At 70.2% G+C, this 24,366-nt stretch carries 21 protein-coding genes and 1 riboswitch; of the genes, 4 read left to right on the forward strand and 17 right to left on the reverse strand.

From position 1 onward, the window contains the following. Nucleotides 1–14: 14 nt before the first annotated feature. Nucleotides 15–1,751 (reverse strand): ABC transporter substrate-binding protein, encoded by a 1,737-nt coding sequence (locus ABZ454_RS05495; protein ID WP_359536206.1) that lies wholly within the window; start codon nucleotides 1,749–1,751, stop codon nucleotides 15–17. A gap of 224 nt (nucleotides 1,752–1,975) precedes the next feature. On the opposite strand from ABZ454_RS05495, the gene ABZ454_RS05500 reads away from it, so the two are divergent. The 3 genes from ABZ454_RS05500 (at nucleotide 1,976) to ABZ454_RS05510 (ending at nucleotide 6,730) form a co-directional block, all read left to right on the forward strand. After that, nucleotides 1,976–2,995, forward strand: a complete 1,020-nt coding sequence (locus ABZ454_RS05500; RefSeq protein WP_359536439.1) for a LacI family DNA-binding transcriptional regulator — start codon at nucleotides 1,976–1,978, stop codon at nucleotides 2,993–2,995. A 371-nt stretch (nucleotides 2,996–3,366) separates the two neighbouring features. Then, the gene (locus ABZ454_RS05505; RefSeq protein WP_359536207.1) at nucleotides 3,367–4,137 is read left to right on the forward strand and encodes an ABC transporter ATP-binding protein; all 771 of its coding nucleotides are present in this window, start codon (nucleotides 3,367–3,369) and stop codon (nucleotides 4,135–4,137) included. Nucleotides 4,138–4,201: 64 nt separating this feature from the next. Further along, a complete protein-coding gene (locus tag ABZ454_RS05510; RefSeq protein ID WP_356322481.1) occupies nucleotides 4,202–6,730 on the forward strand; it encodes an FtsX-like permease family protein in 2,529 nt (842 codons plus the stop codon). A 111-nt stretch (nucleotides 6,731–6,841) separates the two neighbouring features. Here the strand turns inward: ABZ454_RS05510 and ABZ454_RS05515 are convergent, their stop codons facing one another. From ABZ454_RS05515 to ABZ454_RS05580, 14 genes are all read right to left on the reverse strand, one after another. Further along, the gene (locus tag ABZ454_RS05515) at nucleotides 6,842–8,146 is read right to left on the reverse strand and encodes a cyclopropane-fatty-acyl-phospholipid synthase family protein (protein ID WP_356322482.1); all 1,305 of its coding nucleotides are present in this window, start codon (nucleotides 8,144–8,146) and stop codon (nucleotides 6,842–6,844) included. Nucleotides 8,147–8,509: 363 nt separating this feature from the next. Further along, nucleotides 8,510–9,895: an NAD(P)/FAD-dependent oxidoreductase gene (locus ABZ454_RS05520; protein WP_356322483.1), complete on the reverse strand. Its 1,386-nt coding sequence runs from the start codon at nucleotides 9,893–9,895 to the stop codon at nucleotides 8,510–8,512. A gap of 446 nt (nucleotides 9,896–10,341) precedes the next feature. Beyond that, the gene (locus ABZ454_RS05525) at nucleotides 10,342–11,286 is read right to left on the reverse strand and encodes a Ppx/GppA phosphatase family protein (RefSeq protein ID WP_359536208.1); all 945 of its coding nucleotides are present in this window, start codon (nucleotides 11,284–11,286) and stop codon (nucleotides 10,342–10,344) included. Nucleotides 11,287–11,399: 113 nt separating this feature from the next. After that, on the reverse strand, nucleotides 11,400–11,945 hold the full coding sequence (locus ABZ454_RS05530) for a DUF501 domain-containing protein (protein WP_359536209.1): 546 nt from the start codon (nucleotides 11,943–11,945) through the stop codon (nucleotides 11,400–11,402). A gap of 106 nt (nucleotides 11,946–12,051) precedes the next feature. Continuing rightward, nucleotides 12,052–12,522, reverse strand: coding sequence for a septum formation initiator family protein (locus ABZ454_RS05535; protein WP_359536210.1), 471 nt, complete (start codon nucleotides 12,520–12,522; stop codon nucleotides 12,052–12,054). Between the two features lie 126 nt (nucleotides 12,523–12,648). Next, the gene (gene eno / locus ABZ454_RS05540) at nucleotides 12,649–13,929 is read right to left on the reverse strand and encodes a phosphopyruvate hydratase (RefSeq protein WP_073738482.1); all 1,281 of its coding nucleotides are present in this window, start codon (nucleotides 13,927–13,929) and stop codon (nucleotides 12,649–12,651) included. A gap of 285 nt (nucleotides 13,930–14,214) precedes the next feature. Continuing rightward, entirely contained in the window at nucleotides 14,215–14,952 is a 738-nt protein-coding gene (locus ABZ454_RS05545) for a transglycosylase family protein (RefSeq protein ID WP_359536211.1), read from the reverse strand. A gap of 4 nt (nucleotides 14,953–14,956) precedes the next feature. Continuing rightward, nucleotides 14,957–15,128, reverse strand: a riboswitch (cyclic di-AMP (ydaO/yuaA leader). A 301-nt stretch (nucleotides 15,129–15,429) separates the two neighbouring features. Then, nucleotides 15,430–16,371, reverse strand: a complete 942-nt coding sequence (locus tag ABZ454_RS05550; RefSeq protein ID WP_359536212.1) for a transglycosylase family protein — start codon at nucleotides 16,369–16,371, stop codon at nucleotides 15,430–15,432. Between the two features lie 105 nt (nucleotides 16,372–16,476). Further along, the gene (locus ABZ454_RS05555) at nucleotides 16,477–17,811 is read right to left on the reverse strand and encodes a cytochrome P450 (RefSeq protein ID WP_359536213.1); all 1,335 of its coding nucleotides are present in this window, start codon (nucleotides 17,809–17,811) and stop codon (nucleotides 16,477–16,479) included. A gap of 50 nt (nucleotides 17,812–17,861) precedes the next feature. Then, nucleotides 17,862–18,836 (reverse strand): nucleoside triphosphate pyrophosphohydrolase, encoded by a 975-nt coding sequence (locus ABZ454_RS05560; protein ID WP_359536214.1) that lies wholly within the window; start codon nucleotides 18,834–18,836, stop codon nucleotides 17,862–17,864. A 32-nt stretch (nucleotides 18,837–18,868) separates the two neighbouring features. Next, nucleotides 18,869–19,525, reverse strand: a complete 657-nt coding sequence (locus ABZ454_RS05565; RefSeq protein ID WP_359536215.1) for a SurA N-terminal domain-containing protein — start codon at nucleotides 19,523–19,525, stop codon at nucleotides 18,869–18,871. A gap of 213 nt (nucleotides 19,526–19,738) precedes the next feature. Continuing rightward, the gene (locus ABZ454_RS05570; RefSeq protein ID WP_359536216.1) at nucleotides 19,739–20,179 is read right to left on the reverse strand and encodes a hypothetical protein; all 441 of its coding nucleotides are present in this window, start codon (nucleotides 20,177–20,179) and stop codon (nucleotides 19,739–19,741) included. Between the two features lie 172 nt (nucleotides 20,180–20,351). After that, nucleotides 20,352–20,753, reverse strand: a complete 402-nt coding sequence (locus ABZ454_RS05575) for a GtrA family protein (protein ID WP_359536217.1) — start codon at nucleotides 20,751–20,753, stop codon at nucleotides 20,352–20,354. Beyond that, nucleotides 20,750–21,718, reverse strand: a complete 969-nt coding sequence (locus tag ABZ454_RS05580; protein ID WP_359536218.1) for a glycosyltransferase family 2 protein — start codon at nucleotides 21,716–21,718, stop codon at nucleotides 20,750–20,752. Before ABZ454_RS05580 ends, ABZ454_RS05575 begins: the two co-directional genes overlap by 4 nt. A gap of 126 nt (nucleotides 21,719–21,844) precedes the next feature. Here ABZ454_RS05580 and ABZ454_RS05585 point away from each other — a divergent pair, with 126 nt between their 5' ends. Continuing rightward, nucleotides 21,845–23,047 carry a teichoic acid biosynthesis protein C gene (locus ABZ454_RS05585; RefSeq protein ID WP_359536219.1) on the forward strand — a complete coding sequence of 401 codons (1,203 nt, stop codon included), beginning with the start codon at nucleotides 21,845–21,847 and terminating at the stop codon, nucleotides 23,045–23,047. 284 nt (nucleotides 23,048–23,331) lie between these two features. Here the strand turns inward: ABZ454_RS05585 and ABZ454_RS05590 are convergent, their stop codons facing one another. After that, complete coding sequence (locus ABZ454_RS05590) at nucleotides 23,332–23,631, reverse strand: hypothetical protein (protein ID WP_359536220.1); 300 nt, start codon at nucleotides 23,629–23,631, stop codon at nucleotides 23,332–23,334. A 127-nt stretch (nucleotides 23,632–23,758) separates the two neighbouring features. Further along, on the reverse strand, nucleotides 23,759–24,295 hold the full coding sequence (locus ABZ454_RS05595) for a hypothetical protein (protein WP_359536221.1): 537 nt from the start codon (nucleotides 24,293–24,295) through the stop codon (nucleotides 23,759–23,761). Nucleotides 24,296–24,366: the final 71 nt, after the last annotated feature.

Genomic DNA, 24,366 nt, shown 5'->3' on the forward strand with positions numbered 1-24,366 from the left:
TCAGAACGGCCGTGTCACTTGGCGGGCTTGAGCTGGGTGAGGGCCTCGAAGCCGCCCATCTCCAGCCAGTTGCGCCAGAGGGCCGGCGCGTACTTGGGGGCGCCCGCGGCGTCCGACGGCCAGTTCGTCCAGCTTCCGGTGGTGGACTGGGCCCAGAGGCCGTTGTACCAGAGCGGGATGACCGGCATCTCCTTGAGCTGGATCGCCTGGATCTTCGAGATGACCTTCTTCATGCCCTCGGTGTCGTCCGTCTTCACCCCGCCCAGTTCCTGGACGAGCTTCCAGGCCTCGGGGTTCTCGTACCGGCCGAAGTTGACCGTGTTCTGCTGCTTCTGGACGGGCAGCTGGAACATGTACTCGTAGTACGTCCACGGGGTGCTGGACAGCTGGCGTTCGTTGTTGACGACCAGGTCGAAGGCGCCCTTGCCGCGCTGCTCGTTGAGGGCGTTCGCGTCGGGGAACTCGGTGGTGATGCTGATGCCCGCGTCCTTCGCGGACGAGGCGATGACCTTGGCGGCCTCCATCCAGTCGGTCCAGCCGGTGGGGACGGCCAGCTTGAGGCTGATCTTGGAACCGTCCTTGTTCTCCACGAGGCCGTCGCCGTCGGTGTCCTTGTAGCCGGCGTCCGCGAGGATCTGCTTGGCCTTGCCGGTGTCGAAGGAGAAGCCCTCACTGGCCACCAGGCCCTGGTCGACGAACTTGTCCCACTGCGGGAGCAGACCGGTCGGGTTGGCCGGCTTGACCAGCTCTCCGTACACACCCTTGACGATCTTGCCCGTGTCGACGGAGGCGGCGAGCGCCCTGCGGAAGGCCGCGTCGTTCATCGGCTTCTTCGTGGTGTTGGGCACCAGCCAGGCCGTGTTGGCGGAGAGCATGTACGGCGGCTTGTCGTAGTACGAGACGACCTTCTTGCTCTTGATCAGCGAGGAGGCCCCGGGCAGGAAGTTGTTGCTGAGGTCCAGCTGGCCCTGGCCCAGCTGGCCGATGACGACCTCGTTGCTGGGGTTGGACACGTCGACGATGTAGCGGGGCGCGGGCTTCATGGAGAGCGCCTTGACGCCCCACCAGTCGTCACGCCGCTGCCACACGACCCGGTCCTGGGAGTGGCTCTTGAGGGTGTACGCGCCGCTGCCGACCGGCTTGTCGTTGACGCCGTCGAGGATCTCCTTCTCGGAGCGCTTGCTCCAGATGTGCTCCGGGACGATCGGCTGTCCGTAGAGGGTGAAGTCCCATTCCTGGTAGCGGGCCTCCTTGAAGGTGAAGCGGACCGTCGTGGCGTCCACCGCCTTCGCGTCCGACAGCCAGCTCCACAGGGTGTGGAAGGACGAGGCCTCGATCTTGCCGAGGCCGTAGGAGTACGCGACGTCCTTCGCGGTCATCGGCTTGCCGTCCGACCACGTGATGCCCGCGCGGAGCCTCACCTCGTACGTCTTGGCACCGGTCCAGCTGCCCGACTCCGCCAGCCAGGGCGTCAGCTTGCCCGCGCCGGGGTCGAAGTGGAACAGCGTCTCGTAGACCAGCCCCTTGGTGCCGGTGGCGTGGTCCCAGTTGTGCAGCGGGTTGTAGTTGGCCGGCGGCCCCCATTGCGTGCCGGTGGTGTAGAGCGTCTCGTTGCGCGGGAGCGCACCGCCCCCGCCGCCGCCCGAGCCGCCGGAGCCGCCCCCCGAGGAGCCGCCCCCCGTGCACGCGGTGGCGGCGAGTGCGATCACGGCGAGTGTGGCCGCGGTCCGTCCCCCGAATCCCGTGCCCATCGTCCCTCCTTCTCCCCGCCGTCCCTGCCGAGCGGAGTTACTGAACCGGGTAAGTGCCGTGAAGCTAAGGCCGCCGAGTGAGCATGTCAAGGGAGCGGGAGCGCTCCCATTCCCTTTATTTTTGGGGGGACTTGAGCGATCATCCTTCTTGGAGAGGGGCCGCCCACGAGAGAGACTGCCGCCGAAGCCATCCCTGTCATACGAACCGGTTAAGCGAGGTCGTCCTGCCCAGACACCGCCCCACGATCGCGGATATCGCGCGCCGAGCCGGGGTTTCCAAGGTCGCGGTGTCCTACGCCCTGAACGACCGGCCGGGCGTCTCCCCCACGACCCGCGCCACCATCAAGGCCATCGCTCAGGAGATCGGCTGGCGGCCCAACAGCGCCGCCCGCGCGCTCACCCGTGCCCGGGCCGACGCGGTGGGCCTCGCCCTGTGCCGGCCCGCCCGGCTGCTCGGCGTCGAGCCGTTCTTCATGGAGCTGATCAGCGGGATCGAGAGCGAACTCGCGCCGCGCGGCTGCGCCCTGCTCCTCCAGGTCGTCACCGATCCGGCGCAGGAGCTGGAGGTCCATCGCCGCTGGTGGGGCGAGGGCCGGGTGGACGGCGTGTTCCTGGCCGATCTGCGCAGCCCCGACCCGCGGATCGAGGGCGTCCTGGAACTGGGGCTGCCGGCCGTGGTGATCGGCCACCCCTCGGCGGCCGGCCCGCTCCCCTCCGTATGGTCGGACGAACACGCGGCCCTCCGGGACACCCTCACGTACCTGACCGCGCTGGGCCACCGGTCGGTCGCCCGGGTCGCGGGACTGCGCGGCCTCGACCACACGGACCTGCGCGACCGGGCCCAGCGCGAGATCTGCGCCGAACTCGGGCTCGGCGACCCGGTCATCGTCCACACGGACTACTCCGGACAGGACGGGGCGCACGCCACCCGCCGGCTGATCAGCTCCCCGCAGCGCCCCACCGCCGTCGTCTACGACAACGACATCATGGCCGTGGCCGGGCTCTCGGTGGCCCAGGAGATGGGGCTCGACGTGCCACGCGACCTCTCCCTCGTCGCCTGGGACGACTCGCAGCTCTCCCGGGTGGTCCGCCCGCCCCTGACCGCCCTGAGCCGCGACATCCCCGCGTACGGGACCCATGCGGCGCGCACCCTGCTGTCCCTGGTCACCGACGGTGCGGCGGCGGGTATGGAGGACGCGGCGGCCCGCCTGGTCCCGCGCGGGTCGACGGCCCCGCCACGCTGAGGGCCGTCCCGGCGGACCAGCGCGCGGCGTCAGGCGCGCTGCGCCGCCAGGCGGGGGGACGTCCGCCGACGGGATGCACGCGGGCGTCCCGACGACGCGGCGAGGCGCCGCAGCTGTCGCCGCGCCCCGCCGGGGATCACGGGAAAGCCCACGGGCGGCGGGCGGCCGTCAGGGGAGATGTCATACCGCAGGAGGACGCCGGGGCCCCCGCGATGCGACTCAAGGCTGCCCCCGGAACGGGCACCGGGAGTGACGACCGGCGGCCGATCGGCGGAGACGATGGAGCGGTGCCCCTGACCCGGGCCCCCGCCCCTCGGCGGGGCCGCCGGGCGGGCTCCCCGTCCCGCACGCACCCGACCCTGGAGTCTCCCGTGACCACCATGTCCACCGCTCACCGCGCCACCGCGGTGGCCGCCCGCGCCACGGAACTCTCGAAGGTCTACGGGGAGGGCGAGACCAAGGTGACCGCCCTGGACCGGGTCACCGTGGACTTCCCGCAGGGCGAGTTCACCGCGATCATGGGCCCGTCGGGCTCCGGCAAGTCCACGCTGATGCACTGCGTGGCCGGCCTCGACAGCTTCAGCAGCGGTTCGGTGCGCATCGGCGAGACGGAGCTGGGGTCCCTCAAGGACAAGCAGCTCACCCAGCTGCGCCGGGACAAGATCGGCTTCATCTTCCAGGCGTTCAACCTGCTGCCGACGCTCTCGGCCCTGGAGAACATCACGCTGCCGATGGACATCGCGGGCCGCAAGCCCGACCAGGACTGGCTGCGCAAGGTCATCGACATGGTGGGCCTCGCCGACCGGCTGAAGCACCGGCCCACCGAACTCTCCGGCGGCCAGCAGCAGCGCGTCGCGGTGGCCCGCGCCCTGGCCTCGCAGCCCGAGATCATCTTCGGTGACGAGCCCACCGGGAACCTGGACTCCCGCTCCGGCGCCGAGGTCCTCGGCTTCCTGCGCAACTCGGTGCGCGAACTGGGCCAGACCGTGGTGATGGTGACCCACGACCCGGCCGCCGCCTCCTACGCGGACCGGGTGATCTTCCTCGCGGACGGCGCGGTCGTCGACGAGATGACGCACCCCACCGCGGACGGGGTGCTGGACCGGATGAAGGCGTTCGACGCCAAGGGCCGCACCAGCTGAGCCGGCCCGTACCGGCCCCTCGTACCGCCCCTTCCGGCCCCCTCCCCTCCCAGGACTGACAGACATGTTCCGTACCGCCCTGCGCAATGTGCTCTCGCACAAGGCCAGGCTGCTGATGACCGTCCTCGCCGTGATGCTCGGCGTGGCCTTCGTCTCCGGCACCCTGGTCTTCACCGACACCCTCGGCAACGCCTTCCGCAACCAGTCGGCGAAGAACTACGACGACGTCGCCGTCGCCGTCACCACCTACGCCGACCAGCGCGACGAGAAGGCCCGCGCCATCGACGCCGCCACCCTGAAGAAGATCCAGGCCCTGGACGGCGTGGCCTCCGCCACCGGCCGGGTCGACGGCTTCGCCGGGGTCGCCGACCCCGACGGCAAGCTCATCGGCAACGGCTGGTCCAACACCGGGTCCAACTTCGCCCCCGGCAAGGACGGCGAGGACGCTCAGTACACCTTCACCGACGGCTCCGGACCCACCGACGCGGGCAGCGTCGCCCTGGACGAGGACACCGCGAGGAAGGGTGAGTACCAGGTCGGCGACACGGTGCGCGTCGCCACCAACGGGCCGGTGAAGGAGTACACCCTGTCCGGGGTCTTCACCACCGAGGACGGCGCGGTCAACGCCGGCGGCAGCCTGGTCCTGTTCGACACCCCCGTCGCCCAGAAGCTGTTCCTGCGCCCGGGCGAGTTCCGGGACGTCACCGTCACCGCCGCGCCCGGCGCCTCCGACCAGCAGCTGCTGACCGCCGTGAAGCCCCTGCTGCCCGAGAACGCCGAGGCCAAGACCGGCCAGGCGCGCGCGGACGAGCAGGCCGATCAGACCGAGAGCGCCTTGAGCAGCCTCAACAAGCTGCTGCTCGCCTTCGCGGGCGTCGCCCTCTTCGTCGGCGTCTTCCTGATCGCCAACACGTTCACCATGCTGGTCGCGCAGCGCACCAAGGAGCTGGCGCTGCTGCGGGCCGTCGGCGCCTCCCGGCGCCAGGTCAAGCGCTCGGTGCTGCTCGAAGCGGCCGTGGTCGGTCTCATCGCGTCCGTCGTCGGCTTCGCCCTGGGCCTCGGCCTCGCCACCGGGCTGCGCTCCGCGATGAGCCTGATCGGCGGCAAGATCCCGGCCGGTCCCCTGGTGGTCTCCCCGACCACCGTCGTCGCGGCCTTCGCCGTCGGCGTCCTGATCACCGTGCTGGCCGCCTGGCTGCCCGCCCGCCGGGCCGCGAAGATCCCGCCCGTCGCGGCGATGAACAGCCAGTACGCGGTGGCCACGGTGAAGTCCCTGGTGCTGCGCAACTCGATCGGCGGCGTCATCGCCCTGCTCGGCGGCGCGACCGTCGTGGCAGGCGCGGCGCAGGCCGGGTCGAACGGTCAGCTGCTCCTCGCGGGCGGCGCCTTCCTCACCCTCATCGGCATCATCATCCTGATCCCGCTGCTGTCCCGCCCCGTGATCGCCCTGGTGCGCCCGCTGCTGCTGCGGCTGTTCGGGGTCTCCGGCAAGCTGGCCGCGCAGAACGCCGTCCGCAACCCGCGGCGTACCGGCGCCACCGCCTCCGCGCTGGCGATCGGCCTCACCCTCGTCACCAGCATCTCGGTGCTCGGCGTCACCCTCGGCCAGGCGGTCGACAAGGTGACGACCGACAACATCAAGGCCGACTACATGGTCTCGATGGCGAGCGGGGACTCACTCGACGAGTCGGCGCTCACCGCCCTGGAGAAGGCCGACGGCGTCACCGCGGTCTCGCCCCAGCAGGCGGTCTGGCTGGACATCGGCGACACCTCGCTCTCGGCGTCCGGCGTCACCCCCGGCGATGTGCAGAAGGTCCTGACCGTCGACACCGTAGCGGGCTCCCTGGACTCCCTGGGCAAGGGCGAGATCGCCGTCTCGGACAAGACCGCGAAGACGCACGGCTGGAAGACCGGCGACAGCGTCCCGGTCACCTACGAGGACGACAAGAAGGGCAGCCTGAAGGTCGGCGCCCTCTACAAGGACAACGAGTTCCTCTCGCCGGTCCTGATCCCCCGTGACATCGTGGCCCCGCACGAGGGCCGTGCGGACATCCGCGAGATCTGGGTGAAGACGGACGGCGGCGCGAGCGCGGCCCACGAGCAGGCGCTGGTCGACGCGCTGGGCGACAACCCCGGCATGAGCATCATGGACCGCAAGGACATCCGCGACATGTTCGGCGGCTCCATCAACCTCGCGATGAACATCATGTACGGGCTGCTCGCCATGGCACTGATCATCGCGGTGCTCGGGGTCGTCAACACCCTGGCCATGTCCGTGTTCGAGCGGCAGCAGGAGATCGGCATGCTGCGGGCCATCGGCCTGGACCGGCGCAAGGTCAAGCGCATGATCCGGCTGGAGGCCGTCGTCATCTCGCTCTTCGGCGCGGTGGTCGGCATCGGGCTCGGCACGTTCCTCGGCTGGGCCATCGGGCAGACCGTGGCAGCCGAGATCCCGCAGTACGTCCTGGTCGTGCCGTGGGGCCGGATCGCGGTCTTCCTGCTGCTGGCCGGTCTGGTGGGGGTGCTGGCCGCCCTGTGGCCGGCCCGCAGCGCCGCCAGGCTGAACATGCTGACGGCGATCAAGACCGAGTAGGACCGGACGGAACCACACACGGGAGAGGGCCGGTATCCGCGACGGCGGGTACCGGCCCTCTTTCTCGTCCGGCCGGTGTCCGCGAGGGCGGGTACCGGCCTCTTCCGTGTCTCAGCCGGTCGCGGACGCCTTCCAGTCACGGGCGCGCAGCGGCATGCGGGAGCCCCCGTCGTCGGCCGGGCGGACCGCGAGGATCTGGTTCACGCCGATCTTGTTGTGCTCGAAGGAGAGCGCGGAGGCGGCCATGTAGAGCCGCCAGACCCTTGCCCGGCCGGGCGAGGTCATCCGCACGGCGCTCTTCCACTCCCGCTCCAGGTTGGCGACCCAGCGGCGCAGCGTCAGGGCGTAGTGCTCGCGGAGCGATTCGACGTCGCGTGCCTCGAAACCGGCTTCCTCGAGCGTCGCCACCGTCCGGCCCACCGGGGCCAGCTCGCCGTCCGGGAAGACGTAGGCATCGATGAACTCGTCCACGTGGTACGCGGACTCGTCCTTCTCCGGGCGGCGGGCGATCTGGTGGTTGAGCAGGCGCCCGCCGGGCTTGAGGAGTGCGTAGAGGTCGTCGGCGTACTCGCGGTAGCGGACCGAGCCGACGTGTTCGGCCATGCCGATCGAGGAGATGGCGTCGTACGGACCGTCCCTGACGTCCCGGTAGTCCTGGACCCGGATCTCGATCCGGTCGGTCAGGCCCTCCTCGGCGATGCGCTTCCTGGCGAAGGCGGCCTGCTCGACGGAGAGGGTCACTCCGGTGACACGGGCGCCGTACTCGCGGGCGGCGTGGATGGCCATGGAGCCCCAGCCGCAGCCGACGTCCAGGAGGCGGTCGTCCTCCTTCAGCGCGAGCTTGCGGCAGACCAGGTCGAGCTTGTCGCGCTGGGCGTCCTCGAGGTTCCCGCCGTCCTCCCAGTAGGCGCAGGAGTAGACCATGGACGGGCCGAGGACCAGTTCGTAGAAGTCATTGCCCACGTCGTAGTGGTGGCTGATGGCCTCCTTGTCGGTGCGCTTGGTGTGCAGGCCGCCGGTGCGGCGGCGCACCTCCTCGGGCGGCGGCGGGGGCGGGGGCCAGGGCCCGGCCAGCTGCAGCAGCCCCTTGGCGGCGGCCCGCAGCTTCGGGTCGCGGACGGGGTGCACCCGGTCCTTCGTCTCGCCGCCGCGTTCCCAGATCAGCCCGGCCATCAGGTTCAGGGTCTCGTACAGGTCGCCTTCGATGTCGAGTTCCCCGGCCACCCAGGCGCGTGCCAGGCCCAGTTCGCCCGGCTTCCACAGCAGGCGGCGCAGGGCACGGCGGTTCCTGATGATGAGGACGGGGGCTCCCGGGGGTCCGGACTCGCTGCCGTCCCAGGCCCGGATGCGGACCGGTAGGGGTTCTCCCAGCAACTCCTGGGCGAGAGCGGTCAGCCGCAACGCGGCGTCTGCCATGGCGCACACCTCCGTGATGGTGTTTCCCGACGTGCCCAGACATGCCCACACATGCCTCGGACCACGCCCCGGCCCCCTTGGCGCCGCGGCGAGGTACACCCCCCTCAACAGTTTCCGGCGGCCGGCCCATCCCGCTACCGCGCAACGGAACGGCAAAATACCTGTACGTCGCATGCATCCGCCGGGAGGCTGGCCCCCGCCCTCTCCCACCGGCCGCCGCGCCGGCCTGCCCGGATACGCCGAAGGGGCCGCCCGCACCACGGATGGCGGACGGCCCCTTCGGGCGTCGTACGACTGTCTGTCGCGGATACGGAGATCCGCGGACCGGAGCGGAGGGCCGGGGCCCTCCTTCCGGGTGCGGGCCTAGGAGGCCTTGGCCTTCTCGCCCACGGGCTTGGCCGCGGCGGGGGCCGGAGCGGGCTTGGCGGCCTCGTAGAACTCCTCGCGGGGAGTCTCCATGGCGCCGAGCGAGACGACCTCGCGCTTGAGGAACATCGCCAGGGTCCAGTCGGCGAAGATCCGGATCTTACGGTTCCAGGTCGGCATCGCCATGCCGTGGTAGCCGCGGTGCATGTACCAGGCGAGACGGCCCTTGAGCTTGATCTTCACCTTGCCCATGACGATCATCGCGACGCCCTTGTGCAGGCCCAGACCGGCGACCGCACCCTTGTTGGCGTGGCTGTAGTCACCCTGCGGGAAGCCGCGCATCCCGGAGATGACGTTGTCGCCGAGGACCTTGGCCTGACGCAGCGCGTGCTGGGCGTTCGGCGGGCACCAGGCGTTCGGGTTGCCGGCCTTGCGGCCCACCATGTCCGGCACCTGGGCGTTGTCGCCCGCGGCCCAGATGTAGTCGGTGCCCTGCACCTGGAGCTTCTCGGAGGTGTCGACGTGGCCGCGCGGGCCGAGCGGCAGGCCGAAGCGGGCCAGCGCCGGGTTCGGCTTCACACCGGCGGTCCACACGATGGTGTTGGAGTCGACCTCCAGGCCGTTCTTCAGCACCACGTGACCGTCGACGCAGGAGTCCATGGAGGTCGAGAGGAAGACCTCGACACCGCGGGACTCCAGGTGCTCCCGGCCCCAGGTGCCCAGCTTCGGGCCGACCTCGGGAAGGATCTTGTCGGCGGCGTCGACGAGGATGAAGCGCATGTCCTCGCGCTTCACGTTCGTGTAGTACTTCGCCGCGTCGCGCGCCATGTCCTCGACCTCGCCGATGGTCTCCGCACCGGCGAAACCGCCGCCCACGAAGACGAACGTCAGCGCCTTGCGGCGGACGTCCTCGTCGGTCGTCGAGTCAGCCTTGTCCAGCTGCTCGAGGACGTGGTTGCGCAGGCCGATGGCCTCCTCGATGCCCTTCATACCGATGCCCTGTTCGGCCAGGCCGGGGATCGGGAAGGTACGGGAGACGGCGCCCAACGCGATGACCAGGTAGTCGAAGGGCAGCTCGTAGGCCTCGCCGACGAGCGGCGCGACCGTGGCGACCTTGCGGTCCTGGTCGATGGTCGTGACTCGGCCGGTGAGAACCTCAGCCTTGGGCAGCACGCGTCGCAGCGGGACGACGACATGCCGAGGCGAGATGCTGCCGGCAGCAGCTTCGGGGAGGAAGGGCTGGTAGGTCATGTACGACCGGGGGTCGACGACCGTGACGGTCGCCTCTCCGTAGCGCATCTTCTTCAGGATGCGCCGAGCTGCGTACAGGCCTACGTACCCACCGCCTACTACGAGGATCCTGGGACGCTCCGTGGTGCTCATGCCATCGAGTATCCACCCCCCTCGGGGGGCATGCTCGTGAGCCCCTTCACAAGGTATGCCCCGCCCTCTGCTACACTTCGCCGCCCACGTGACCCAGGTCATGACCCGGCAGGGGAACCACAGCCCCCCGGCGAACGTTGTTCACCGCTTGTGAGCTGGACCTTGAGCCGCCGCACGCAGTGGACCACCCCTCCGGTACACACTCCCGCAACGCGCCCGGAACCGTCCCGTATGCGGCCCGAGTGACCCCGCCCACCGCCCTGCGGGCCCGTTCGGAGCAGAAGTCCGGCCCGGGGGACCGAATTCCTTGTGAAGAAGTTCACGAACTTCGTGGCGCCGGGTCCCCGAAGGGGCCCGCACAGGCCCCGGGAAGCGGTTCCGAGCGGCTCAAAGGTGCAGGCCGGAGTGCCGATGAGCACCGTACGCGGGCCCCTGCGGGCCGGGTTCTAACGGGCCGCGTAGAAGGCGATGCCGTCGAGGATGTCGTGTTCGCTGACGACGACCTCGCGCGCCCCGGTCCGCTCCATCACGGCCAGCAGGATGAGCGCCCCGGAGGCGATCACATCGACCCGCCCCGGGTGCATCGCGCCGATCGCCGCACGCTCGGCGTGGGTCGAGGCGAGGAGCCGTGCGGTGATCTCCCGGACCTGCTCCAGGGAGACCCGGGAGTGGTGGATCGCCTCGGAGTCGTACTCCTCGAGCCCCAGCGCGATGGCGGCCACCGTGGTGACCGTTCCGGCGAGCCCGACGAGCGTGGCCGCCGAGGTGAGCGGGACGGTCTCCTCGGCCAGGTCCAGCGCGGCGGCGACATCGGAGCGGATCGCGTCGACCGCGTCCGGCGCGGGCGGGTCGCCGACGACACCGTCCCGTACGAGGTGGCGCTCGGTCATCCGGACGCAGCCGATGTCCACGGACCGGGCGGCCCGCACCCGGTCGTCGCCGACGACGAACTCGGTGGAGCCGCCGCCGATGTCCACGACGAGGTACGGCTTCGCGAGGTCGTCGCGCCCGGCGAGCTCCTTGGTGGCCCCGTCGAACGAGAACTCGGCCTCCTGATCGCCGGTGATCACCTCGGGCTCGACGCCCAGGATGTCCAGCACCCCGCGGACGAAATCGTCCCGGTTCTCCGCGTCCCGGGAGGCGGAGGTGGCGACGAAGCGGACCTTCTCGGCACCGAGCTCCTTGATCACCTCCGCGTACCGCCGGCAGGCGGCGAAGGTCCGCTCCAGCGCCTCGGGGGCGAGCCGGCCGGTCCGGTCGACGTCCTGCCCCAGCCGCACGATCTCCATCCGCCGGTCGAGCTCGACGAGCTCACCCGTGGCGGGGTCGGCGTCCGCGACCAGCAGACGGATCGAGTTGGTACCGCAGTCGATGGCGGCCACGCGTGTCATGTCTTCAACTCTCCGGCGATTGAGGAGCAGGGGTACGGGGGCAGAGCCCCGCTCAGGCCCCTCCGGCGATCGAGGAGCGGGGGCACGGGGGCAGAGCCCCCGGGCGAGGACGCTCAGCCCTCGCCCCCATCCTCGCCCGGCCCGCCGCACGGCGTCACGCACGGCCCCTTGCGCCACCACTCCGGCAGCATCGCGATCGCCTCGTCCCCGAGCGGGTTCACGCCCGGTCCCGCGGCCAGCGAGTGCCCGACGAGCACGTGCAGGCACTTCACCCGGTCCGGCATGCCCCCCGCGCTGGGAAAGCCCTCCAGTACCTCGATGGCGTCACGCCGCGCGAGGTAGTCCTCGTGCGCGGCCCGGTACGCGGCGGCCAGCTCGGGATCGGTGGCGAGGCGCTCGGTCATCTCCTTCATGACCCCGTTCGCCTCCAGCGTGCCGATCGCGGACGCCGCACGCGGGCACGTCAGGTAGTACGTCGTCGGGAACGGCGTACCGTCCTCCAGCCGGGGCTGCGTCTCGACCACGTCCGGGTTGCCGCACGGACAACGGTGCGCGATCGCGCGCAGCCCGCGCGGCGGGCGCCCCAGCTGCTGCTGGAACGCGGCGATGTCCGCGTCGGTGGGCGCGGTGGACTCGGTCTGGGGAGGGGGCGTTTCCATGCCTGCCTAGGGTTCTGATCGGACTGCTCGAACTGCGGTTCCGCAGACGGAGACGGGGAGGTACGAGGAACGACGTCAGGGGAGCGAGGGGAACAGGGGCCGGGGCTCAGCCGCCGTCGGCGCTGTCGACGCCGTCCCACAGGTTGGAGTGCCACGGCCGGTCGGTCTCCTCCTGCTTCCCGTTGCGCTCCCTGACCGCGTCGGGGTCGACCACGGTGTAGCCGGTCTCCCCGGGAAGAAGGTAGTGCAGGTGCTCACGGGCCAGCCGCTTGACGTAGGCGTCGTCCTCGAGCCGCGCCTTCTCGTCACGCAGCTCCTCGGTGCGGGCCTCCGCCTCCTGCGCCAGCCGCTCCTGGTCGGCGATCTCGTCGCGCTGCGATACGTACTGCCGCATCGGGTACGCGAGGGCGACGATCAGGGAGCAGACGACCAGGGCCAGGAACGCCGCCCGGCCGGTCAGCCGGGAGCGGCGGGCCTGACGGCGGTTCTGGGACCGGTACACGCGGGCTGCGGTCTGCTCGCCGAGCAACCGCAGCCGGGTCGCGGTGGAGAACCGGTCCCGGTCCTTCGCGGCCATGTCTCCGCCTCCCCATTACGCACGTCCGTCCCCGCACACGGTACGGGACCGAGTGCGGGGACGGACGGAGGCCGGGGCACTTCACCCCGCCGGGGTTGCTCAGGCCTCGTCGTACGTGAGTACGCGTCAGCCCTTGAAGCGCGGGAACGCCGAGCGGCCCGCGTACACCGCGGCGTCGTCGAGGATCTCCTCGATGCGCAGCAGCTGGTTGTACTTGGCGACACGGTCCGAGCGGGCCGGGGCGCCGGTCTTGATCTGACCGCAGTTCACGGCGACCGCGAGGTCGGCGATGGTGACGTCCTCGGTCTCGCCGGAGCGGTGCGACATCATGCACTTGAAACCGTTGCGCTGGGCCAGCTCGACGGCGTCCAGGGTCTCGGTCAGCGAACCGATCTGGTTGACCTTGACGAGCAGGGCGTTGGCGGAGCCCTCCTCGATGCCACGGGCCAGACGCTCCGGGTTGGTGACGAAGAGGTCGTCACCGACGATCTGCACCTTGGCGCCGATCTTGTCGGTGATGACCTTCCAGCCGGCCCAGTCGTCCTCGTACAGCGGGTCCTCGATGGAGACCAGCGGGTACGCGGAGACGAGCTCCTCGTAGTACTCGGTCATCTCGGCGGCCGAGCGGGACTTGCCCTCGAACTCGTACTTTCCGTCCTTGTAGAACTCCGAGGCGGCGACGTCGAGCGCGAGCGCGATGTCCTTGCCCGGGGCGTAGCCGGCTTCCTTGATGGCCTCGACGATGAGGTCGAGGGCGGCGCGGTTCGACTCCAGGTTCGGCGCGAAGCCGCCCTCGTCACCGAGACCGGTGGACAGGCCCTTGGTCTTCAGGACCTTCTTCAGCGTGTGGTAGACCTCGGCGCCCCAGCGCAGGGCCTCGGAGAAGGACTCCGCGCCGATCGGCGCGATCATGAACTCCTGGATGTCCACGTTGGAGTCGGCGTGCGACCCACCGTTGAGGATGTTCATCATCGGGACGGGCAGCAGGTGCGCGTTCGGGCCACCGAGGTAGCGGAACAGCGGCAGGTCCGAGGCCTCGGAGGCGGCGTGGGCCACGGCGAGCGAGACGCCGAGGATGGCGTTGGCGCCGAGCGAGCCCTTGTTCTCCGTGGCGTCCAGGTCGAACATCGCCTGGTCGATCAGACGCTGCTCCGTCGCGTCGTAGCCGACGAGCTCCGGGCCGATCTGCTCGATCACGGCGAGGACGGCCTTCTCGACGCCCTTGCCGTGGTAGCGGTTGGGGTCTCCGTCGCGAAGCTCAATGGCCTCGAACGCGCCGGTGGAGGCGCCGGACGGCACAGCAGCACGGCCCGTGCTGCCGTCGTCGAGGCCGACCTCGACCTCGACCGTGGGGTTTCCGCGGGAGTCGAGGATTTCCCTGGCTACGACGACGTCGATGGACGGCACGAGGCATCTCCTTCTGGAATGTGACACTGGTGGTGCAGGGTCGCTTTGGCCTTGCGACAAGAGCCTAACCGGCTGGGCCCTCTCAGTCGGCCGACCGCCCGTCCCCTGGGACGAAAAAGGACCCAAGGGCAGGCATAGCAGGGCATAGGACCAGAAATTTACTGGCCGGTAACTACAACAGTTGAACGAGCGACGCGGAAACCGGCCGACCCCGGCCCGGCGCACACGGGGGAGGGTGCGCACGGGGCCGGGGCGGCCGGAGTGATCAGCGAGGAGAGATCGCCACTACTTCGTCAGGTGGAGCTGCTGACCCGGGTAGATGAGGTCGGCGTCCGTGACGATGTCCTTGTTCAGCTTGAACAGCTGCTCCCAGCCGCCCTCGACCTTGTGGTCGGCGGCGATCTTGCTCAGGGAGTCGCCGGTGACGACCTTGTACTCGCCATCACCCTTCTCGACCTTCTTGCCGGTCGGGGTGGTGACGGTCTTCGACTCGGCCTTGGGGGCGGTCGAACGGTCCGAGCGGTTGGTGGAGGGGGCCTCGGCGCGCTCGGCCTTCTTCGGCTCGGCCTTCTGGACCGGGGCCGACTGCTTCTTGGGGGTCTCGGTCTTGGCGGCGGAGCCGGTGCCGACACCGGGGTCGACACCGTCGTTGCTCAGGTTGCCGGCGCCGGCGCAGGACCAGGCGCCCGGTCCCTGCATGTCGAGGAGCTTCTCGGCGGTGGCGATCTGCTGGGCCTTGGTGGCCAGGTCGGCACGGGCCGCGTACTGGGTGCCGCCGGCGGCGGCCCAGCTGGACTGCGAGAACTGCAGACCGCCGTAGTAGCCGTTGCCGGTGTTGATGGACCAGTTGCCGCCGGACTCGCACTGGGCGACGGCGTCCCACGTGGCCACGGAGGCGGCGGAGGCGCCGGTCGCGCCCATCAGGGGCACGGCGATGGCGGCACCGGCGACACCGGCGAGCGTGGCGAGACGGACGGCCTTGGACGGGCGACGGTGCTTGTTGCCCTTGCTGTTGAGCAGCATCGAGACTTCTCCTCACCGACGCCTACGAGGTGAGCTGTCGGGTTCGGGCCAAGTGAGTTGCCCGGTCGCACGTCCTTGCGTGCGACTTCACCCCAAGCCGGTCCTGATGCGTCTCCCGACGATCGGGCCCGGCGCTTACCTGGGTCCCCCGCTCCTGCCTACGGCGCTTTACGCGTCTGTTCCCTTCGACCGACGGCAGGATTCGGCGTGACGGTCGATGGGGCCCGCGGTGCGAGCGGTTCCGACCGTAAACACACTCCACCCCCAGAACCAAAGATAGACATACCGGATAAACGGCCCTTACGCGCATCCGAATAACCGCTGTTTGCGCAGGTCGGGGCGGATGTGACGGGGCCTCCGGAACAAGATGCGCCAGTTCACGCAAAGAGACCCATGTCTCACTGAGTCAAAAGTGGGACATAGGCCTCTTAACTACCCCAGTTTCGGGGGCGTTTTCAGCTGATGATCAGACCGCGCTCATTCGGCCTTCACGCCGAGATCGAGGCTCTGGCCAGGCAGGATGAGGTCCGGATCGGAGCCGACCTCCGCCTTGTTGGCCTCGTACAGCGCCGTCCAGCCGCCGGACAGCTTCTGTGCGTCAGCAATCGCCCAGAGATTGTCGCCGGCCCGGACGGTGTACGTACCGTCAGCAGCCGCGGCGCCAGGGTCGCGTGCGTCACCGTCACCCCGCGAGGCATGCCGCCCCGCGTCCCGGTCACCACCGAGACCGGCCGACCGGCTCTCCTCGGGGGCGGGCGCGCCCCGGTGCTTGCCGGCCTTCTCCTGCGCCCCCGCGTCCTCCTGGGACCCGGAGGCCTCACCCGAGGGCGTGGCGGACGGCGTGGCCGGCGACGACGCGGACGCGTCCGGCTCGGCCGTCTTGCCCTTCGCGTCGCCCGCGGGCTTCGTCGTCTTCGAGGTCGCGCCGTCCGACGGGGCGGCGTGCTCGGAGGGGTCGGCGGGGGATGCGCTCGCGGACGTGTCCGCACTCCCGGCGGGGTCCGCGGACGGAGCGCTGCCCGGGTCCACACCCGGCAGGCCGGTGTCCACGGCGAGGCCCGAGACGACCGCGCAACTGGGCCACGCCTTCGATCCCCGGTCCGCCAGGACCTTCTCCGCCACGGCGATCTGCTGCGAGCGGCTGGCGAGGTCCGCGCGCTCGGCGTACGAGTCGCCGCCGTAGGACTTCCAGAGGTCCTGCGAGAACTGCAGGCCCCCGTAGTAACCGTTGCCGAGGTCGGCGCTCCACATGCCGCCGCTCTCGCACTCGGCCACCCGGTCCCAGGTCGAGGCGTCGGCGGCGTGCGCACCCGCCGCGCCGAGCAGCGGGATGGCGATGGCCGAGCCGGTCACGCCTGCGGCGACGATGATCGCGGGTGCCTGCCGAGGGCGACGGTGTCTGCCGTTCGCGGAGCCCATGGGAATGCCTTCCGTGTGACTGACGAGTGACTGGTGAGTCGAACGGTGAACCTAGCGGGACTCGAACGTGTGTCACAAGTCGATGCAGCAGAGATCACGTGAAAGTCACAGAGTTGACAGAGTGTCACCTTCACCGAGCGCCGGTCCCGGGCTGAACTCCACCGGCAAGGTGCGCAGCCCCCGCATGATGAGCCCGCCCCGCCAGCGCAAATCGGCAGCTTCCCCCGCAAGTCGCAGGTCCGGAAGGCGTCTGAGGAGCGTGGCGAGGGCTGCCTGCCCCTCCAGCCGGGCGAGCGGTGCTCCCAGGCAGTAGTGGATGCCGTGCCCGTAGCCGAGGTGCTGATTGTCACGCCGCGCAAGGTCCAGCGTGTCCGGTCCGTCGAAGCGCGCGGGGTCCCGGTCGGCGGCCGCCAGCACCACGAGCACGGGATCCCCCTCGCCGACCTCCTGCCCACCGATGGTCAGCGCCTCGGTGGCATACCGCCAGGTCGCGAGTTCCACGGGCCCGTCGTACCGCAGCAGTTCCTCGACGCCGGTGGCCAGCAGCTCCGTCTCCCCCGCGGCCAGCGAGCGCTGGAGCCGCTCGCGCTGCTCCGGGTGGCCCAGCAGGGTGTGGAGGCCGTTACCGATCAAGTTGACGGTCGTCTCGAAGCCGGCGAACAGGAGGATGAAGGCCATCGCCGCGGCCTCGTTCTCCGTCAGGTGCTCGCCGTGGTCGCTCGCCCGGATCAGCCCTGAGATCAGGTCGTCCCCCGGGTCCTCCCGTTTGCGGTGGATCAGTTCGAGGAGGTAGCCCCGCATCTTCTTCACGGAGCGGGCCACCCCGCCGCGCGGGCCCCCGCCGTGGCGGATCATCATGCCCGCCCAGTCGCGGAAGTCGTCCTGGTCCTCGCGGGGGACCCCGAGCAGGTCGCAGATCGCGTAGATGGGGAGCGGGAAGGCGAACTCGTGGATGAGGTCCGCCTCCCCCTTCCCGGCGAACCCGTCGATGAGCCGGTCGGTCAGCTCCTGCACCCGCGGCTCGAACTCCGCGATGCGCCGCGGGGTGAACGCCTTGGACACGAGCCGGCGCAGCCGGGTGTGGTCGGGCGGGTCGATGTTGAGCAGATGCGTCATCAGCTCCGCCTTGCGCTCGCCCGGAATGCCCGTCTTCCCCTTGGCGTGCGCGGACCCGGCGTGGTGTGCCGGGTTCTTGGACAGCCGGGCGTCGGCGAGCGCCTCCCTGGCGTCCGCGTACCGGGTCACGAGCCAGGCCTCGACCCCGCTCGGCAGCGTGGTGCGGTGCACGGGGCTGTGCTCGCGCAGCCATGCGTAGGCCGGGTACGGGTCGGTGGCGAACTCCCACGTGAAGAGTTCGGGCGCGGGCGGAGCGGTGGGTGCCGCGTGGGCGGGGCAGCCGGCAGGGGCTTCGGCGGGGCGGCCGGCGGGGTGGTCGTTCACCCCCCCGACGTTATCCGCAGCCCTCCGGCGCCTCCTGTGGCCGTCCGCCCTCAGCCGAGCCCCTCCGCCGCCCTGATCGCGTCCCGGTAGGCGCGGCCCGCGGCGCGCAGGGCGGCCTCCGGGTCGGTGCCGTCCTCCTGGGCGCGCACGGCCAGGGCGAGGAGGCGGTAGCCGATGTCGTCGCCCCCGTTCCCGCTCTCGGGGAGTGCTACGTCGAGGCCGGCGGTACGGACCCGGCTCGCCAGTTTCGCTGCGAGGGCCAGACCGGGCTGGCCGAGCGGCACGCCGTCGGTGACGGATGCGCGCTGCTTCTCGATGGCCTTGGTGCGCAGCCAGTGCGCGTGGACGTCCTCGGGCGTCTCGGCGGTCTCGTCGCCGAAGACGTGCGGGTGGCGGTGGATCAGCTTCTCGACGAGCGTGGCCGCGACATCGTCCACGGAGAACGGCTCCTCGTCGGCATCCTCGGCGATGCGCGCGTGGAGGACGACCTGGAGCAGTACGTCCCCGAGCTCCTCGCGCAGTTCCTCGCGGGTGCCGTCCTCGATCGCCTCGACGAGTTCGTACGCCTCCTCGATGGCGTACTTGGCGAGGCCCTCGTGGGTCTTCTGCGAGGTCCACGGGCATTCGACGCGGATGCGGTCCATGACCTGGACCAGATCGAGGAGCCGGGCGCCCGGCAGGTCGTACGAACCGGGCAGGAGTTCCAGGTTCGGCATCCGTACCCGGCCCGAGCCGGCCAGCCGGGCGAGCCCGTCCGTCAGGGGCTGGTTGCCTTCGCCGCCGGTGAGGACGACGACGGTCCGGCCGCCGGCGCACGCGTCGACGAGTTCCTGTGCCTCGGGCACGCCGAGCGTGACGGTGATGCCCGCTTCGCGCAGGTACGGCAGCTGAGGCTGGTCCGGTTCCCCGCAGTGCACCCGGTCGGCGGCGTGCAGCGTCTGCCAGGCGGGCCAGGACAGCAGGCCGGGGGCCACGCGGTGGCTGGCGGTGAGCAGGACGATGCGGCCGGGGTCTTCAGCGTTCACCCTGCGAATCTACCCCGGCCGCCCAACCGTCCTCAGGCCCCGGCCTCCGCGGCCGACTGGGCCGGCTCGGTGACCTGGGTGATCCAGGGGGCCTTGTACTCACCGAGCTGGATCTGCTGGTTGTTCCAGGCGCCGAAGCGCGGGTTGACGTCGACCTCGAGCGCCTTGGACGCCTTCGTCAGCGCGTCGCCGAGGATCTTCGTGCCGGCCGGGGTCGTCGGGTCGGCGCCGAGCGCCTGGCCGAGCTTGGTCAGCTGGACCTGCTCGCGCAGGAAGGCGTCGATCTGGTCCGGGGCGATCCAGCGCTCCTGGAGCACCGCGGCGCGCAGCCCGTCCTCCCCCTTGTACTGGGCGACGGCCGACTGCCGCATCTGCTGGATCTCGGCGCGGGTGACGGTCACCCCGGCGTCCGCCGACGCCTTGTCGAGGACCCGGTCCAGGATCAGGCCGTGCAGCTTGGCGCGGACGAGCTGGCCGGACTGGCCGGTCATCTGGGCGGACTGCTCGGAGGCGTCCTGTGCCTGGCGTACGTCCGCCACCTGGCCCTGCACGGTGGCCACCGTGATCCGGTCCCCGCCCACGACGGCCGCGGCGCCGGGGTGGGCCTGGCTGCCGCAGGCGGTGAGGAGCGGCGCTGCGGTGAGCAGTGCGGCGGAGACGATGAGCGCGGTGCGACGGCGGCGGTGCAAAGGAGCCTCCCGAGGAGATTGTGCGGCGGTGCACAAAGCCTTGCGGTGATCGATGGTAGGCAGTGGAGCTGGTCCGGGCCACTGATTCGACCAACGATTCGGGAGGAGTTGGGGATGTGGGCGTCCGGCGGCGTGGCCGCGCCGGCGTGTGGGGGCGGTTTCGGCGGGCGGCGGGGGTGTGCGGGGCGGGGCCCGTCGTGGCCCTTCCTGCCGCTACGCCGTCGCCGTCGGTATGAGTGCCGCGATGGCGTCCAGGTCCCTGCCCGCGGCGAGCCGGGGGAAGAAGATGCGCAGCGCGCTCCCGGTGGGCTCGTGGAGGAGGACGAAGGAATGCTTCACGAGCCCGTGCTTGACCTCGGACCGCTTGACCTCGGGGATCCGGAACGTCGCCACGTGCCGGTCCGGCTTGGCGAACGCCGGGTTGGCCTGGAACAGGAACAGGCGGGTGCCGCTGGCCGCGAGGTACATCGGCTGCGGGGTCGCCGCGGCGATGATCGTTCCACCGCTCAGGACCGCCGCGGCGAGTCCCACCGCTATGTTCTTCTTGACGGAGACCTGGCTGAGATTGACCAGCGACGTCGCCTGGACCTGCTCACCGGGCTCCAGCATCTCTGCGACGGCGGCCAGCAGCGCACGATGTCTTCTCGCGTTCACGACGCACCTTTCGAGTGGTTCGGGCAAGGGCGGGGCGGCGCGTCGGACGTGACGGGCCGCTGCGGGAGCGACGGCCCCGCCCAGTGATGCGCGGCGGGAGGGCTTTGCCCAGCTCAGCGCATGTGACCGGGTTACTTTGCCATACGGGGGACCCGGCTCCGTACCGCCCGGCTCAGCCGACCCGCTCGACCGGTTTCGGCGGGGCGTCCGGTCGCAGCATGATCGTGCGCGAGACGACGAAGGTGATGGGGATGGCGGCGGCTGCCGCGACCAGCGGGGCGTACCGGCTGCTGAATCCGGCCAGGTCGACCAGCAGGTAGACGCCGCCGGTGGTGATGACGAAGTTGGCCGCGTTGGTGAGGGGGAAGAGCAGGAACTTCCGCCAGGTGGGCCGGGTGCGGTAGGTGAAGTAGGAGTTGAGGAAGAACGACCCGGTCATGCTGAGCGCGAAGGCCAGCACATGAGCCGCTATGTACGGCAGCCGGTGCAGCAGGACGAGGTAGCAGCCGTAGTACGTGCCGGTGTTCACCGCGCCCACGAGGGCGAACCGGGCCATCTGTGCCTTGACCGTCATCGGCGTACGAACTCCAGGGTTTCCTGCTCCTGGGCGGGCCGGCGGGTGCGGGTGTTGGTGGCCTTCACCAGGAAGTGCGGGCGGCGCTTCACCTCGTAGTAGATCCGGCCGACGTACTCGCCAACCACTCCGACCATCACCATCTGGACTCCGGCGAGGGCGGTGAGCACCACGAGGAGGGTGACGTATCCGGGGGTGTCGACGCCCTTCACCAGGGCGACGCCGACGATCCAGGCGGCGTAGACGAAGGCCAGGGACATCAGGAGCATGCCGAGGTAGAGGGCGGCGCGCAGCGGCTTGTTGTTGAAGGAGAGGAGCCCGTCGAGGCCGTAGTTCAGCAGCTTTCCGAAGGTCCAGGCGGAGCGTCCCTGTTCCCGTACGGCGTTCTCGTAGCTGAACGTGGTGGTGGGGAAGCCGACCCAGGCGAAGAGGCCCTTGGAGAAGCGGTTGTACTCGGTGAGTTCGAGCACGGCGTCGGCGGCGCGCCGGGACAGCAGCCGGAAGTCACCGACGCCGTCGACGAGTTCGACGTCGACCAGGCGGTTGATCAGCCAGTAGTAGGCGCGTGCGGTGAGGGTGCGGGTGACGCGGTCGCCCTTGCGGGTGCGGCGGGCGATCACCTGGTCGTAGCCCTGGGCGTGTTCCTGGAGCATGCGGCCGACGAGTTCCGGCGGGTGCTGGAGGTCGGCGTCCATGATGACGACGGCGTCGCCCTCGGCGTGCTGGAGGCCGGCCAGCATGGCGGCTTCCTTGCCGAAGTTGCGGCTGAAGGAGACGTAACGGGCGCGGGGGTCGGCGGCGGCCAGCTCCTGGAGGATCGGCAGCGTCCGGTCCGCGCTCCCGTCGTCCACGTACACGATGTGGAACGCGTGGCCCAGGCGGGTCATCTCGTCCGTCACACGTTCATGGAAGCGTTCGAGGATGTCTTCCTCGTTGAAGCAGGGCACCACCAGCGAGATCAGCACGAATGTACATCAGCCGGTCAACGTGTCGAGGGCGGATGATGCGTGTGGCGTGGGGGCGACGGCTGGGTGAACTGAGCTGGGGAGGCGGGGTTGAGTGCGGTCGGGCCCCCGTCTTGGATGAGCACCATGACCCACGACAGACCCACTCACCCCAGCCGCCGCTCCCTGCTCGCGTGGAGCGGCGTCGGCGCGCTCACCGCTGCTGGCGTGTCCATCGGCACCGGCACGGCCTCCGCCGCCACACACCCCACGCCGGGCTCGGCGTTGCTGGTGCCGTCACCCCGGCTCGACCTGAACAGCGCGTCGGACAACTGGATACGCCAGAAGGCCACCCGTGACACCACGATCATTCAGTCGTTCGGCTACGACAACGCCAACGGCCACATCTACCTGGCCCAGGTGACGCAGGGCGGGCTGAAACTCTCGGGCGAGTCCGCTGCGGTGAGCAGTGTCGACCGCAATCGGCGCGGCGACCTGACCCTCACCAAGTGGGACATGTCCGGCAACACGCTGGGCTACATGTATCTGCGCGGCTTCGGACACGGCATGAGCATCGGTGTCGAACCGTTCGGCGGCAAGGCCTACCTGTGGACGGAGGCCGACGGCCAGGAGGTCGCGGACCCGGTGCACCCGGACGACCCGACCAAGACCACCAGCCGCGGCAGGCGTCTGGCGCGCTTCCCCTTCGTCAACGGCCAGGTGCTCGACTCCGGCTCGGCCGGACTCACCCTGTACGAGCCGGTCGCCGGGGCCACGACGTACACCGCCTCCGTCGACCCGGTCTACGGCCGGCTCGCCATCCGCTTCCGCGACACGGACGGCGTGATGGTCTTCCAGGTCCACGACCTGGATCTGGCCCGCCTCGGCATCTGGAGCCAGCCGCTCGCGAGTGTCCGCGAACCGGACATCACGGCGGTTCCCGGCTGGCCCCTCACCACCTACGGCCGCCCGTTCCTCCAGGGGTACGCCGTCGTCGGCCAGTACCTCTACATGCTGCACGGCAACAGCTACGGTTCCGTCCAGGACATCAACGGCCAGGACACGGTGATCTCCGCGCCCGGCGTCGGCAACACGTTCATCACCTCGGTGAACCTCACCACGGGCGCCCTGGACCCCGCGCCGCCCACGCCGTTCAAGGAGACCGTCAACCCGGCCCACACGGCGGCCGCGTACACGCTGGACTACCGCGAACCGGAGGGCCTCGGCGTGTACGTCCCGGACCCGGCCCAGCCCGGCGTCTTCCGGATCGGCATGGGGTTCGCCTCGGGAGATGCGGGCGCGCGGGTGGCGACGATCTACGGCAAGGCGGGGCTGGTTCAGCCGTCCTGACCTGACTGGGCGGGGCGGGGCGGGGCGGGGCGGGGCGGAAGAGCCAAGCGCCCCCACCGGCGCCCGGACGCGACCGCGGGCCCCCGGAGAGTTCCGGAGGCCCGCGCTCATCCCGCCGCCGGCCTACATGCGTCCCGTTCTCCAGGTCGACGGAGGAGACGTCGTCGACGACAAGCAGACCGGCCAACTGCCCCGGGCGTGAGGTGCACTCTCGGGGACCGCGGTGGTCGTTCTGGTACGAGGCCGGCGCAGACCGGGCAGCCGCTTCGACGCGTGCGCGGATCTCAGCCCTGGAAGATGAGCTGCGGCGGATGCGTGAAGTCAGCCCGGCAGAGGAAGACGTTCATGGAGCCCCAGCGGCCCACGGTGACTTGGGTGGGCGTACTGGCGTCCATGTCCTGCGACGCCGCACGGTCCTCCGCCGGAATCCAGCTGCGGCTGCCGCCGTCCCACTCCTTGCTCGCCACCGTCACCAGAAGGTCCGTCCGGGCCCCGCACGAGCAGAGCACGTCGGCGCGGCCCGTGCCGTGCCAGGAAGCGAATCCGCCGGCCTTCCAGCCGGGTGCGACCGAGAGGCTCAGCATTGACGGCCTCCATCCTGCTCAAGTTCCCAGAGTCCCAGTGGAGCGGCACGAGCCAAACCGACGAAAAACGCCGGGCCGACGCCATCGTGGCGTCAACCCGGCGCACTTCGCTATCCCTGGGGAATGATCACTGCCCCACTACGCGCTCGTACACCTCATCGTATTTCTCAGGAGACATACAGAACATGCCCTCCGAGTTTACGAAATAGGCGCCTTCCTCGAAACACCGGTTGAACAAATTCACCATCTGTTCAACCGTCGAGAACTCAATCTCTGTTGGTTCGCCGATCAGGACGCCCGCAATCACGGCCTCCTTGCCCAGGTTCCAGACAGCTGCGTAGATGTCACCGCCGCCACTTCCCAGGAGCGGCACCCAGTGATCACCGAGTACCGAGTCGCCCGCGTAGGCGCTCCTCATACGAGCAGCCTCCTCAAGGGAGAGCGGGGTATAACCCGGAATCACGTTGACGTCGTCCTGGACCTGCCCGGGAGCGTCGGCAACTCCGTTGCACCAGTGAAACCACCGAGCAACCGAATCCGGAATCGGACCCCCGAGGACCGATGCGACGCGACCGGCATCCACCCCAGGCACCATCCAGGCCACTACCGGCCTGTCGAGTGCCTGAAGATGGCCGCTGAGGCGTTCCAGCTCAGCATCTAGCATTCTCGCCCGCTCCCCTAACGCACATAATACGGATCACAAGCGACGTGGAGGCACCTCAAGCCCCGCCGGAA

Origin of the sequence: Streptomyces sp. NPDC005803, assembly GCF_040630435.1 — a bacterium.
Lineage (GTDB): Bacteria > Actinomycetota > Actinomycetes > Streptomycetales > Streptomycetaceae > Streptomyces.

Bases quoted from the DNA above. Each gene is read 5' to 3' on its own strand.
- ABZ454_RS05550 (WP_359536212.1), bottom strand. From the start codon at position 16,371: ATGGGCTCCGCGAACGGCAGACACCGTCGCCCTCGGCAGGCACCCGCG.
- ABZ454_RS05585 (WP_359536219.1), top strand. From the start codon at position 21,845: ATGACCCACGACAGACCCACTCACCCCAGCCGCCGCTCCCTGCTCGCG.
- ABZ454_RS05535 (WP_359536210.1), bottom strand. From the start codon at position 12,522: ATGGCCGCGAAGGACCGGGACCGGTTCTCCACCGCGACCCGGCTGCGG.
- ABZ454_RS05595 (WP_359536221.1), bottom strand. From the start codon at position 24,295: ATGCTAGATGCTGAGCTGGAACGCCTCAGCGGCCATCTTCAGGCACTC.
- ABZ454_RS05510 (WP_356322481.1), top strand. From the start codon at position 4,202: ATGTTCCGTACCGCCCTGCGCAATGTGCTCTCGCACAAGGCCAGGCTG.
- ABZ454_RS05525 (WP_359536208.1), bottom strand. From the start codon at position 11,286: ATGACACGCGTGGCCGCCATCGACTGCGGTACCAACTCGATCCGTCTG.
- ABZ454_RS05530 (WP_359536209.1), bottom strand. From the start codon at position 11,945: ATGGAAACGCCCCCTCCCCAGACCGAGTCCACCGCGCCCACCGACGCG.
- ABZ454_RS05495 (WP_359536206.1), bottom strand. From the start codon at position 1,751: ATGGGCACGGGATTCGGGGGACGGACCGCGGCCACACTCGCCGTGATC.
- ABZ454_RS05515 (WP_356322482.1), bottom strand. From the start codon at position 8,146: ATGGCAGACGCCGCGTTGCGGCTGACCGCTCTCGCCCAGGAGTTGCTG.
- ABZ454_RS05590 (WP_359536220.1), bottom strand. From the start codon at position 23,631: ATGCTGAGCCTCTCGGTCGCACCCGGCTGGAAGGCCGGCGGATTCGCT.
- ABZ454_RS05545 (WP_359536211.1), bottom strand. From the start codon at position 14,952: ATGCTGCTCAACAGCAAGGGCAACAAGCACCGTCGCCCGTCCAAGGCC.
- ABZ454_RS05520 (WP_356322483.1), bottom strand. From the start codon at position 9,895: ATGAGCACCACGGAGCGTCCCAGGATCCTCGTAGTAGGCGGTGGGTAC.
- ABZ454_RS05575 (WP_359536217.1), bottom strand. From the start codon at position 20,753: ATGACGGTCAAGGCACAGATGGCCCGGTTCGCCCTCGTGGGCGCGGTG.